This is a genomic window from Comamonas sediminis (assembly GCF_041107495.1).
GTDB classification, from domain to species: Bacteria; Pseudomonadota; Gammaproteobacteria; order Burkholderiales; family Burkholderiaceae_C; genus Comamonas; species Comamonas sediminis.
The window spans coordinates 86,950-99,508 of the sequence record NZ_JBGBDC010000005.1 but is presented as its reverse complement, the minus strand read 5'-3'; the positions used below and the strand labels follow the sequence as shown (position 1 = coordinate 99,508).

At 65.5% G+C, this 12,559-nt stretch carries 7 protein-coding genes; 5 read left to right on the top strand and 2 right to left on the bottom strand.

Annotated elements, in window-relative coordinates; genetic code table 11:
• Positions 1-43: 43 nt before the first annotated feature.
• The gene (locus tag AB7A72_RS12605) at positions 44-667 is read left to right on the top strand and encodes a glutathione S-transferase family protein (RefSeq protein WP_369460174.1); all 624 of its coding nucleotides are present in this window, start codon (positions 44-46) and stop codon (positions 665-667) included.
• A 551-nt stretch (positions 668-1,218) separates the two neighbouring features.
• On the opposite strand, the gene glnE is transcribed toward AB7A72_RS12605, so the two are convergent.
• Positions 1,219-3,954, bottom strand: coding sequence for a bifunctional [glutamate--ammonia ligase]-adenylyl-L-tyrosine phosphorylase/[glutamate--ammonia-ligase] adenylyltransferase (glnE, locus tag AB7A72_RS12600; protein ID WP_369460173.1), 2,736 nt, complete (start codon positions 3,952-3,954; stop codon positions 1,219-1,221).
• 136 nt (positions 3,955-4,090) lie between these two features.
• Here glnE and AB7A72_RS12595 point away from each other — a divergent pair, with 136 nt between their 5' ends.
• From AB7A72_RS12595 to AB7A72_RS12580, 4 genes are all read left to right on the top strand, one after another.
• Complete coding sequence (locus AB7A72_RS12595) at positions 4,091-8,227, top strand: YhdP family protein (protein ID WP_369460172.1); 4,137 nt, start codon at positions 4,091-4,093, stop codon at positions 8,225-8,227.
• A 104-nt stretch (positions 8,228-8,331) separates the two neighbouring features.
• A complete protein-coding gene (locus tag AB7A72_RS12590) occupies positions 8,332-9,147 on the top strand; it encodes a carbon-nitrogen hydrolase family protein (protein WP_369460171.1) in 816 nt (271 codons plus the stop codon).
• The gene (locus AB7A72_RS12585) at positions 9,147-11,177 is read left to right on the top strand and encodes a two-component system sensor histidine kinase NtrB (protein WP_312528279.1); all 2,031 of its coding nucleotides are present in this window, start codon (positions 9,147-9,149) and stop codon (positions 11,175-11,177) included. The genes AB7A72_RS12590 and AB7A72_RS12585 overlap by 1 nt, the downstream gene beginning before the upstream one ends.
• A gap of 10 nt (positions 11,178-11,187) precedes the next feature.
• Positions 11,188-11,817, top strand: coding sequence for a response regulator transcription factor (locus AB7A72_RS12580; protein ID WP_239809817.1), 630 nt, complete (start codon positions 11,188-11,190; stop codon positions 11,815-11,817).
• 78 nt (positions 11,818-11,895) lie between these two features.
• On the opposite strand, the gene AB7A72_RS12575 is transcribed toward AB7A72_RS12580, so the two are convergent.
• A complete protein-coding gene (locus tag AB7A72_RS12575) occupies positions 11,896-12,546 on the bottom strand; it encodes an OmpA family protein (RefSeq protein ID WP_133856321.1) in 651 nt (216 codons plus the stop codon).
• Positions 12,547-12,559 lie beyond the last annotated feature (13 nt).

Sequence of the window (12,559 nt, the reverse complement as noted above, 5' to 3'; positions counted from 1 at the left end):
ACCTGGTGACCGAACGGACACCACCAGCATGGGTTTTACTGCTATGAAATTGCTAGGAAGTCTGACCAGCCCATTTGTGCGCAAGGTGCGCGTGGTACTGGCTGAGAAAAAACTCGATTACCGCCTGGAGACGGTGGATGTCTGGGGCGACAGGGCGACGATTGCCATGGTCAACCCACTGGGCAAGGTGCCCTGCCTGGTGCTCGACGATGGCTCGGCGCTGGTGGATTCGCGCGTGATCGTCGAGTACCTCGATACCCTGTCCCCCGTAGGCCGTCTGATTCCCAGCCTGGGCCGCGAGCGCGCTGAAGTGCGCAGCTGGGAGGCGATGGCCGATGGCGTGCTCGATGCCGCCGTGCTGGCCCGTATGGAATATGCCTTTGCGGGCCGCACCGAGCTGCAGCGCAGCCCCGCCTGGGTGGAGCGCCAGCTGGGCAAAGTCTGGGCCGGGCTGGACGCGATGAGCCTGGGCTTGGGCGAGAAGACCTATTTTGCCGGCAACGGCATACATATCAGCCTGGCCGACATCGCCGTCGGTTGCTGCCTGGCATGGTTGCGGTTCCGCTTCCCGGAGCTGGACTGGGCAGGCCGCTACCCCCAGTTGGCCCAGCTGCTCGATCGCCTGGAAGCCCGGCCCAGCTTTGCGGCGACCCAGCCCCAGGGCTGATCCACAGCGCTTCTCTGCGCAATGCTCTGCCGGGCTCTGCATGCCGGCTTGCCCGGGCCGCGTCCTCCCGTTTGGCGGCGGTCCGGCAACCCATTGCTGAATATTCTCCGGGCCTGCGGACGGTGGCTGGCAGCGCGCAGCCAAAAAAAGGCCCAGCCGTTGAGGGCTGGGCCTGGGTATAAAAAAAGTTGCGAAGCGTCCCGAAGTGAATGATAGAGAGGGAGGGAGGAGAAGCACTTCAGGTTTGCAGTCATGCCGTTAGGGCCTGAAAGACTTCGCAACATTAAAACCGGTATGAAAAACTATGCCTATCGCTTTCCCTCAGTACAGAGATGGATCGCCGGTTTAAGTTTCCAGCGCTGATGCTAAATGTATTGTAAACAAATAAATAATTTGTTTCTTTCTGTTATCATTTGTCGAATTAATGGCTGCCTGAGTCCTGATAGTACATTGTTTTGGTGGCGCTTGCACGTAAGTGAATGCTAGCGAATGGCAGCGTCACAGTATAAACCCTTATGAAAACCCGAGTTCCATCAGCCTTTCTACAGGGTTTATGTGCTCTGCAACACCGCCTTCCACAGCGTTCTTACCGTCTGTTGTTCCTCCAGCAACGCAGTCTCCGGCACCTGGGTGGGCGCCTCGTTCAAGCGGGCCAGATGCTGCACACGCCGCAGTGCGCGGTAGGCATTGGCCGCCGCCTCACCCATACCGGCAGGCAGCAGACCTGCGTTTTCGGCGCGGCGCAGCAGACTGATGTTCCCCAAGTTGGGCCGCAATTGGGGATTGCAAGCCGAATGCAGCAAAACCAGGTACTGCACGACAAATTCCACATCCATCATGCCGCCGACGCTGTGCTTGACATCGAACAGGCCCGCCGGCACCTTGTGGGCGCTGCGCACGCGCTCACGCATCGTCGCGATTTCACTGCCCAGCGCCACCGCATCCCGGGGCGCCGTGATCACCGCCTCGCGCACCGCGTCAAAGCGCGCTGCCAGCTCGGCACTGCCCATCACAAAGCGGGCGCGGGTCATCGCCTGGTGCTCCCAGGTCCAGGCGGTGTTGCTGCCGCGCTGCTGCTGGTAGTTGGCGTAGGACTCAAAGCTGGTGACCAGCAAGCCGGAGTTGCCGTTGGGGCGCAGCGCGGTGTCGATCTCGAACAGATCGCCCTCGCCGGTCTTGACGGTGAGCCAGCTGATCAGCTTGCGCACGAAAGCCGAGTAGACCTCGGGCGCGCGTTCGTCGTCGTCATCGAACACAAACACGATGTCCAGATCGCTGCCGTAGCCCAGCTCTTTGCCGCCAAGCTTGCCGTAGCCGATGATGCCGAACTGCGGCTCTTCGCGGTGGGCGCTCTTGAGCCGGCCCCAGCACCAGCGGGTCGTCACGCGCAGCACGGCGTCAGCCAGTGCCGAGAGGTCATCGGCCACCTGCTCGACGGTGATCTGCTGCTCGATGTCGCGCGCCAGGGTGCGGAAGGTCTCTGCATGGTGGGCGCGGCGCAGCAGGTTCAGCAGGTTCTCGTCATCATCTTCGGCAGTCGATTGCAGCGCGGCGCGGCGCCGCTCCAGATCGGCCTCAAACTCCTGCGGACTGAAACGCTCATGCATCAGCGCATCGCTGGCCAGCTCGTCGATCACGCCGGGATGCTGCAGCATGTAGCGGGCAGGCCATTTGGCGGCGCCCAGCATGTGCATCAGCTTTTCGTGCACGGCCGGGCGTTCCTGCAGCATCGCCAGATAGCTTTCGCGGCGCAGCAGTGATTCCATCCAGTCGGCCAGCCGCACTGCGGCGATCTCGCTCACCTGGCCCTGGCCCAACCACTGGGCGGTGCGCTGCAGCAGCAAGACCAGGCGGCCCCGGCCGGCATCGCTCAGGTAGCTGTAGCGGGGGTTGCGCTGCCACTGCAGCACGCGATCGCGCACCGCCTCGGGCAGCTTGGGCAGCACCGTTTCCAGCTCCGGGGCGCTGGCCGCTGCGCCCTTGGCGCCGCCGCACTGGCCGCTCTTGCAGGCCTCGTTGCCGCCCAGCAGCTTGTCAAACTCCTGGGCGACCAGCTCGCGGTGGGCATCGAGCTGGTGCAAAAAGCGGCACTCGTCGTCATAGCCCAGAGTCTGCGCCATCCACCGCAGGTCGTCATCGCGGGTCGGCAGCACATGGGTCTGCTGGTCGTCCAGGTACTGGATGCGGTGCTCCACCTTGCGCAGGAAAACATAGGCATCGGCCAGCGCCTGCGCTGTCTCGGGTGCCATCAGGCTGGCGCGCTCGAGCCGCTGCAATGCCTCCAAGGTGGCACGGCAGCGCAGCTCGGGGAACTGGCCGCCCCGCACCACCTGCAGCAGTTGCACGATGAATTCGATCTCGCGGATGCCGCCACGCGAGAGCTTGACGTCGTTGGCGCGCTCGGGATGGCCCGCGCTGCGCTTGGCCGCATGCTCGCGGATCTGGCGGTGCAGGCTGCGCAGCGAGTCGAACACGGCGTAATCCAGGTAGCGACGAAACACAAAGGGCAGCACCGCGCCGCGCAGCGCCTGCACATTGGGGGTGCGGATATCGGCCAGCGGTGCCACGATGCGGCTCTTGAGCCAGGCAAAGCGCTCCCATTCGCGGCCATGGGTCTGCAGGTAGTCCTCCAGCGCTGCCACCGAGATGGCGGCCGGGCCCGAGTTGCCATTGGGCCGCAGCATCAGATCGACGCGGAACACAAAGCCGTGTTCGGTGGTCTCTCCAATCAGCTGGTAGATCAGCTTGACCGCGCGGATGAAGTACTCATGGTTGCTGATCTTGCCCCGGCCATCGGGCTGGCCCTGGGTCTCGCCCTCTTGCTCATAGATATAGATCAGGTCGATGTCGCTGGACACATTGAGCTCGCGCGCGCCCAGTTTGCCCATGCCGATCACCCACAGTTGCACCGGGTTGCCCTCGGCGTCGCGCGGTGCGCCATGGCGGCCGTCAAGCTCTGCGCGTGCTGCGGTGCAGGCGGCGTCCAGTGCCAGCTCGGCCAGCTCGGTCACCCCTTGCGTGATGGTCTGCAGATCAGCCTGCGCGTCGCAGTCAAGATGCACCAGACGCTCCATGACCAGCTGCCGAAGAATGCGCAGCGCAGCGCCCAGCGCATACCCCTGGGCCTGCAGCGCCGCCAAGGTAGCGGCCATCGTTGCATGGCTGGGGGCACCACTGGGCAGCAGATCCAGCAAACCCTCGTAGCGGCGGTGCAGGCGCTGGATGAAGCGCGAATGCTCAGACAGAGGCAGGCTGGCCTGCGGGGGCGTGATATCCGTGTGTGCCATAGCGCTTTATCGACAATGTCCTGCGGCAGAACTGTTCAAATGCTCACATATGCGACGCGAGCGAGGGACTTGCCGCGGGTCATAATTTCGCTTTCCCCTAACTGATTGGACTCGATTGACTGTGCGCGCGCCCCGATTGCTTAAGCTCGCTGCCAAGCTGGTGCAATGGTCTGTGGGCTTATTGCTGGGCTTGGCGCTGCTGCTGGCACTGGCCGTGGCGGCGCTGCATTGGTGGATTGTGCCCCGTATCAATGACTTTCGCCCGCAAGTGGAATCTCAGCTGTCACAGGCGCTCGGCGTGCCGGTGCGCATTGACCGTCTGCAGGCCGAAGGCCATAACAGCCTGGTGCCGGCGATCGCGGTCAAAGGGCTGCGCATCGAGCAGCCCGATGGATCCACAGGGTTTACCCTGGATACGATCAAGGTGGCGTTGTCGGTGCCGTCGCTGCTGCGGCTGCGGACCGAGCAGATCGTCATCGACGCGCCGCAGCTGACGGTGCAACGCGCTGCCGATGGCAGTGTGCGCGTGGCCGGCGTGCTGGTCGATACCTCGCAGGACAGCAACAGTGGCAGTGCTGGCGACTGGTTGTTCCGCCAGCGCGAGGTGCTGCTGCAAGGCGGCAGCATCGTCTGGGATGACCAGCTGCGCGGCCTGCCCCCCGTCACTTTCAGCGATGTGCATCTGCTGCTGCGCAACCCGGGCCTGCGCCACGAATGGCAATTGCGCGTGCGCCCTCCCGAAGACTGGGGGGATACGCTGGAGCTGCGCGGCCGCATGCACCAGCCGCTGTGGGCGCTGCACGATGGCAACTGGAAGCACTGGAGCGGTCAGGTCTATCTCGAAGCGCTCCAGCTCAATGCTGCGGCGATGGCGCCCTATCTGCCGCCTGCGGTGGGTCTGCAGCAGGGCCAGGGCTCGGCAAGGCTGTGGCTGGATGTGACGCGTGGCAAGCTTGCGAACGGCACCGCCGATGTCGCCTTGCGCGATGTGGGCGTGCGCCGCCAAGCCACCGCTGCCGGGGATGACAAAGCGGCGCAGGGCTCGGTGCTGCTGCTGCGCTCGGTGCAGGGCCGCATCGGCGGCGCTGCCGATGACAGCGGCTTTCGCTTGCTGACGGAGAACCTGGCGGTCGAATCGGCCAACGGCGAGCAATGGCCCGGCGGCAGCGCCCGCATCAACCACGTCTATGCGCAGGGCAAGCAGCCCAGCGAGACCGAGGCCAGTGCCCAGTCGCTCGATATCGCCTCCCTGGCCCAGCTGGCGCGGCTGCTGCCCATCCCCGACAACGCACGCCAGTGGCTGCAGAGCAACCGGCCGACCGGTCTGATCCGCAGTGCATCGGCCCACTGGCGCGGTGATATCGACCGCTGGCAGGACTGGCAGGTCAAGGCCGATGTGGGCCAGCTGGCTTTTGGCATGCCGGCTGCGGCACCCAAGGCCAATGCAGCGCGTGACCGCCATGGCGGCCTGGTGCTGGCCGCCGGGCAGCCGCACGTCGGCCTGCGCGGGCTGGATCTGGCCATTGAGGCGCGCGCTGGCGGTGGGCAGGCCAAGCTGCGCTTTGCCGATGGCGCGCTCTACCTGCCTTCGGTCTTTGAAGAGCCGTTGCTGCCAATCACCTCGGCCAACACCGAACTGCAGTGGACGGTGCAGGGCGATCGCATCCAGATGCAGTCCGAACGGCTGGAATTCGCCAATCCGCATGCGGCGGGCCATGCGCGCTGGAGCTGGCACACGGCAGACCCGCAGAAGTCAGGCTCGCAATCGCGCTTTCCCGGCATTCTGGAACTCAAGGGCGTGCTTGACCGGGCCGATGGCACGCAGGTGCACCGATATCTGCCACTGCATATTCCGCCCGATGCGCGCCACTATGTGCGCGATGCCGTGCTGGCCGGCCAGGCCAGCAATGTGCAGTTCGAGATCCAGGGTGACCTCTGGGAAGTGCCTTTTCCCGATTCGCGCCATGGCCTGTTCCGTATCGTCGCGCCGGTGCGCGATGTGCGCTATGCCTATGTGCCCAACTCGCACCTGCACCCGGGCGACAAGCCCTGGCCCGAACTCCATCGCCTCTCGGGCGAGCTGGTGTTTGAAGGCAACGGCATGCAGGTCAACAAGGCCAAGGGCATTCTGGACGGCAACGCGCGCATCGTCGTCGACCAGACCAGCGCGCAGATTCCCAATTTCCACGAGACCCGCGTGCTGGTCAATGCGCAGGCCCGTGGGCCGCTGGCGGACATGCTCTCGACCGTGCGCGGCAGTGCCATTGATGCGCTGACCCAGCATGCGCTGGCGCAGACCCAGGCTGATGGCGATACCCAGTTGCAGCTCAAGCTGGACCTGCCGGTGCATGAGATGGCGCAGTCCAAGGTCGAAGGCAAGGTACTGCTGCCGGGCAACCGCATCCAGTTCCATGATGACTCACCGGTGGTGGAGAAGGTCACCGGCGCGGTACAGTTTTCCGAGCACGGCTTTGCGCTGCAGGATCTGCAGGGCCAGGCCTTTGGGGGGCCGGTGAAGTTTTCCGGCGGCATGGATGTCAGTGGCATGCCCGCAGGTGCGGACCATGGCCCCCGGCTCAAGGTGCGGGCCCAGGGCGTCGCTACGGCGGACGGTCTGCTGCGCGCCAAGGAGCTGGGGCCGGTGGTGCAGCTGGCGCAGTGGGCCCAGGGCCAGGCCGCCTACCAGCTGGACATCGGCATGGCCCAGGGCGTGCCGCTGGTGGAGGTGCGCAGCGATCTGGCCGGCATGGCGCTGGCGCTGCCGCCACCGCTGAAAAAAGCCGCCGACGAGATCTGGCCGACCCAGTTTGCCAGCACCGTGCCCGATGCCCCGCGCGCCGCGCTGGTGCGCCAGAACATGCAGCTGGAAGTGGGTGGCCGCCTGCAGCTGCGCTATGTGCGGGATATCAGTGCCGATGACAACATCCCTGACAAGGTCGTCAGCGGTGTGCTGCGCCTGGGCGCCGGTGCGCTGACCTTGCCCGCCAAGGGAGTGATTGCGGAAGTGCAACTGCCCCAGGTCGATGTGCAGGAATGGCAGGCGCTGGCCCAGCGCATCAAGGCCATGGCGCCGCCTGCGCGGGCCCCCGCTGCCGAGGGCGCTGCGGCCTCGCCGCCCGCCAGCGACGCGTACCAGGCTTTCCTGCCAGACCATTGGGATATTCGCCTGGGCACCGTGCAGGTGCGCGGGATCGACATCCATAACCTGCACCTGAGCGGCTCGCGCACGGGGCAGCGCTGGCGCAGCCAGGTCAGCTCCAGCCTGCTCGATGGCCAGCTGGAATACGAGCAAGAGGCCAAAGGCCCGGGCACCATCCGTGCGCGCCTGAGCCAGTTGCGCGTGGGCCAGGACGGCGCCGACAGCAAGCCCGGTGCCAGCCACGATGACGCGCCCGAGCAGGAGCCGGGGCAGTTGCCGGCACTGGATGTCGTGGTCGAGGACTTGCGCTGGCGCCAGCATTCGGTGGGGCGGCTGGAGGTGCAGGCGGTCAACCAGCGCCAGTCCGACAGCTCCTGGTGGCAGCTGAAAAACATGGTGCTCTCGAACGATGCCGCCAGCCTGCAGGCCAGCGGTGATTGGGGCGCCAAGCGCAGCAGCGCCGGCGGGCGCCGCACCGAGCTGGAAATGCGGCTGGACCTGAAGGACACCGGCGCGCTGCTGGCCCGCCTGGGCATGGCTGGCGTGGTGCGCCAGGGCAAGGGCGCGGTACAGGGCCGCATCGGCTGGACAGGCAGCCCGGTGAGCCCCGACTACAACAGCATGGATGGCAAGCTGCATGTCGATGTGGGCCAGGGCCAGTTCCTCAAGGTGGAGCCTGGTGCCGCCAAGCTGCTGGGCGTGCTCAATCTGCAGGCGTTGCCGCGCCGCCTGACCTTGGATTTCAAGGATGTGTTCAGTGCCGGTTTTGGCTTTGACTTTGTGCGCGGCGATGTGCTGGTGAGCGACGGCGTGGCCTCGACCACCAACTTGCAGATGAAGGGCGTCACCGCCGCCGTGCTGCTCGAAGGCCGTGCCAATCTGCGCGACGAGACGCAGGACCTGCATGTGGTCGTCATTCCCGAGTTGAACACCACGACGATGGCGCTGGTGACCACGGCCATCAATCCGGTCATCGGCATCGGCACCTTTTTGGCACAGGCGCTGTTCAAGGGGCCGTTGACGCAGGCAGTGACCCAGGAGTTCGAGGTCAGTGGCTCCTGGTCGGAGCCCGAGGTCAAGCGCCTCAACCGCCGCCAGGAAGCCGACCCCAACGCCATCGGCACGCCGCATTGAGCGCCCGGCCCCTGCTGCGCTGAGTCACCTTCGATATCCGCAAGTGCCGCCCCAGGTCGGAGCTTACGGATAATAGCTGCCAGTTTCTCTTGCAGGATGCATCGATGAAAGTAGCCGCACTCCAAATGGTGACCAGCACGCGCTGGGAGCACAACCGCGCACAGGCCTGGCAGTTGCTGCAGCAGGCCGCCGCCGCCGGCGCGGAGCTGGCGGTGCTGCCCGAGTACTTCTGTCTGATGGGCCAGCGCGATACCGACAAGCTGGCACTGGCCGAGGCTTTTGGCGAAGGCCCGATGCAGCAGTTTCTGGCTGACAGCGCCCGCAGCCTGGGCCTGTGGATCGTCGGCGGCACCCTGCCATTGCAGGGGCCCGATGCCGACCATGTCTACAACAGCAGCTGCGTCTACAACCCGCAGGGGGACTGTGTGCTGCGCTACGACAAGATGCACTTGTTTTGCTATGCCAACGAGCGCGAGTCCTATGACGAGCACCGGGTCATCGCGCCGGGCAGCACCCCGGTGCAGTTTGACCTGCCCAGCCGCGATGGCCACCGCTGGCGCATTGGTTTGAGCATCTGCTACGACCTGCGCTTTCCCGAGCTGTACCGCCTGCATGCGCAGGCCGGTGCGCAGCTGATGCTGGTGCCCAGCGCCTTTACCTACACCACCGGCCAGGCCCACTGGGAGCTGCTGCTGCGCGCGCGGGCCGTAGAAAACCTGGCCTATGTGCTGGCAGCAGCCCAGGGCGGCCAGCATGAGAACGGCCGCCGCACCTGGGGCCACAGCATGGCCATCAACCCTTGGGGTGAGGTGATGGCGCTGCAGGCCAGCGAGCCTGGCGTGGTGCTGGCCGAACTGGATTGGGCGCAGCTGCAGCGCTGGCGCCAGCAACTGCCGGCCTTGCAGCACCGCGTATGCTGATGGCGCATTGGGCGCAGGCACTGGCGCAGCGCTGGCACCAGAGCTGGCGCCGCTGGTCATTGTGGTCGGCACTGGTGCTGCTGGTGGCAGGCACCCTGGTCACCCAGGTCTGGCTGGCGGGGCGCTATGAGATCTCCGAAGTGCAGCAGCGCCTGGACCGGGAGGCCCAGGATGCCGTCAGCGACATCCGCAGCCTGTTCAACGACAACGTCAACCGCCTGCGCAGCATGCCACGCTATGACAGCGATGTGATGGCCTGGCAGTCGGCGGCCGCGACCATCCTGCGCAACCAGCGCGATCTTGCCCATATCGAGTGGCGCAACCCGCAGTTGCAGATCGAGGCCAGCGAGGAGTCGCCTTATCTGAGCCTGCAATGGTCGGCGATTGACCGCACCGGCATGAACACCGAGAGCCATACCGCCTGCCTGCGTGCCCGCAATACCGGTGCCGCCTCGTATGCGGGCAGCTATTTCCTGTCGCAGGGCAATGGCACCGGGCTGGAGCTGCTCGAGCTGTGCGTGCCGGTGATCACTGGCGACCAGTTGCACGGCTTTGCCGTGGCCACCTACATCCTGCAGAACGTGCTGTCGGACCTGGTCAACGAGAGCCTGCGCCGCAACCATGAGCTGTCCTTCACCGAGACCGATGGCACGCGCCTGGCGATCGTCAGCACCCCGCGGCGCGGCACGCGGGTGTTCACCTCCAACCAGCTGCTCGATCTGCCCGGCGTGGCGCTGATGCTGCGGGTGGACAGCTGGCATGCGGCGCCGAACGTCTTCCCAAACGTGCTCACCGCGCTGGTCACCGGCATGTCGATCGCGCTGATCACCGTGCTGGTGGTGCTGGTGCGGGACAACCGCCGCCGCTTGAAGGCTGAGCGCGACCTGGGCGACGCACTGGCCTTTCGCAAGGCGATGGAGGACTCGCTGGTAACGGGGCTGCGCGCGCGCGATCTGCATGGCAAGGTCACCTATGTGAACCCGGCGTTTTGCGAGATGGTGGGGTTCTCGGCCGAGGAGATTCTGGATCCGAGCAAGGCCACGCCTTATTGGCCGCCCGAGATGGCGCCTGAATACGCACGCCGCCAGCAGATCCGCCTGTCGGGCCATCTGCCACCGCCGCGCGAGGGCTATGAGTCCACCTTCATGCACAAGGATGGCCGGCGCTTTCCGGTGCTGATTTTCGAGGCACCGCTGATCAATGCCGCCGGTCTGCATACCGGCTGGATGAGCGCCTTTGTCGACATGAGCGAGCAGCGCCGGGTCGAGGAACTCTCGCGCGCCTCGCAGGAGCGCCTGCAGGCCACCGCGCGGCTGGCGACGGTGGGCGAGATGGCCTCGCTGCTGAGCCATGAGCTCAACCAGCCGCTGGCCGCCATCTCCAGCTATGCGACGGGCATCATGAACCTGCTGCCCGAGGGCGCTTCGCCCGATGAGGTGCAGGAGCACCTGCCCGATGTACGCATGGCCGTGCAGCGCATGGCCTTCCAGGCCGAGCGCGCGGGCAAGGTCATCAAGAGCGTGCACGGCTTCGTGCGCCGGCGCGACCAGTCGCGCGAGTTTGTGCAGGCCTCCGAGCTGATGGATGCGGTATTGCCCTTGGTGCGGCTGCAGGCGCGTAAACTCTATGTCGATGTGGCCACCGAGCTGGCGCCCGGCTTGCCGGCCGTCTTCTGTGACCGGACCATGGTCGAGCAGGTGCTGCTCAACCTCAGCCGCAACGGCATGCAGGCCATGGACTATGGCGGCACGCACCCGCGGGTGCTGCAGATGCTGGTACGGCTGGCGCCCAGCGGCGATGGCCGGGCCTGGGTGGAGTTTGTCGTGGCCGATGTGGGCGAGGGAATCACCGAGGAGGTGGCCGCGCGTCTGTATACGCCGTTCTTCACCACCAAGGACGAGGGCATGGGGCTGGGGCTGAGCCTGTGCCGCACCGTCGTGGAGCAGCATGGCAGCCATTTGCGCTACCTGCCCAACCAGCCCCGTGGGACCATCTTCAGTTTTACCCTGCCAACCTGGCGCAACGATTGAAAGTTCAGAGATGCAGCCGCTAGTGAATGCGACCGTGTATATCGTCGATGATGATGCCGAGGTGCGCGATGCGCTGGCCTGGATGCTGCGCTCGCGCCGTTTGCTGAGCGAGAGCTTTGCGTCGGCCGAGGCCTTTGAAGCCATGCTGCGCAGCCGCCCGCCGCAGGTGGACCCGGCCTGCGCTCTGTTGGATGTGCGCATGCCCGGCATGAGCGGGCTGGCGCTGTTTGATCGCCTGGTCGAGATGGATGTGATTGCCGCCTTGCCGGTGATCTTCCTGACCGGCCATGCGGATGTGCCGACAGCCGTGGCCACCGTCAAGCGCGGAGCCTTTGATTTTTGCGAAAAGCCGTTCTCCGACAATGTGCTGGTCGACCGCATCGAGCATGCGCTGCAGGCATCGAGCGCTTACCTGGAAACCTTGCGCTCGCAGCAAGGCGTGCGTGAGCGCGTGGCCGAGCTGACAGACCGCGAGCAGGCGGTCATGCGCCTGGTGATCGATGGCCTGCCCAACAAGCTGATTGCCGATGAATTGACTATCAGCGTGCGCACGGTCGAAGTGCACCGCGCCCGGGTGTTTGACAAGATGCAGGTCAAATCAGCGGTGGAGCTGGCCAACCTGCTGCGCGACCTGGCCTGAGACAGCCGCCAGCGCAAGGCCCGCAAAAAAGGGCGCCAGTCCCACTGGCGCCCTTTGTGCATTCCGCACAGCCTGGTATTAGCGGCCTTGCTGCACCTCACCCACATAGATCTCGACGCGGCGGTTGTGCGCGCGGCCGGCCGGCGTGTCATTGCTGGCCACGGGCTGGCGCGAGCCCATGCCCTGTACTTGGATACGCGCGCCGTTCACGCCGCGCTGCGTCAGGTAGTTGCGTGCGCTCTCGGCACGGGCCAGCGACAGCGGGTCGTTGATGCCGTCGTTGCCGGTACTGTCGGTGTGGCCGATGATGCGCACCTGGGCGTTGGGGTTGTTGCGCAGGCCTTCGGCAAAGCGGTCCAGGATGGGGGCGAAGTTGCCCTGGATGTCCGAGCGGTTGGTCTGGAACGAGATGTCGCTGGGGATGTCGAGCTTGAGCTGGTTGTCCGGCGTCTGGGTCACCACCACACCGGTACCCTGGGTGGCTTGCTCCATCTCCTGCTTTTGCTTTTGCATGTGCTGCGACCAGATGTAGGTGCCCAGTGCGCCGATGCCCGCGCCGATGACGGCGCCCGAGCCTGCATGGCCGCCAGCAATCGCACCGACGGCAGCGCCGCCCAGGGCACCCACGCCGGCGCCGGTGGCCGTCTGGCGTTGCGTGTCGGACATGTTGGCGCAGCCGCTCAGAATGGCCAGGCTGGCAACGGCAGAGACTAGAATTTGTTTACGCATGCTTGAACTCCTC

Excerpts from the sequence above, each read along its gene's own strand:
- AB7A72_RS12605 (WP_369460174.1), top strand. The coding sequence starts at position 44 with ATGAAATTGCTAGGAAGTCTGACCAGCCCATTTGTGCGCAAGGTGCGC.
- AB7A72_RS12590 (WP_369460171.1), top strand. The coding sequence starts at position 8,332 with ATGAAAGTAGCCGCACTCCAAATGGTGACCAGCACGCGCTGGGAGCAC.
- glnE (WP_369460173.1), bottom strand. The coding sequence starts at position 3,954 with ATGGCACACACGGATATCACGCCCCCGCAGGCCAGCCTGCCTCTGTCT.
- AB7A72_RS12580 (WP_239809817.1), top strand. The coding sequence starts at position 11,188 with ATGCAGCCGCTAGTGAATGCGACCGTGTATATCGTCGATGATGATGCC.
- AB7A72_RS12575 (WP_133856321.1), bottom strand. The coding sequence starts at position 12,546 with ATGCGTAAACAAATTCTAGTCTCTGCCGTTGCCAGCCTGGCCATTCTG.
- AB7A72_RS12585 (WP_312528279.1), top strand. The coding sequence starts at position 9,147 with ATGGCGCATTGGGCGCAGGCACTGGCGCAGCGCTGGCACCAGAGCTGG.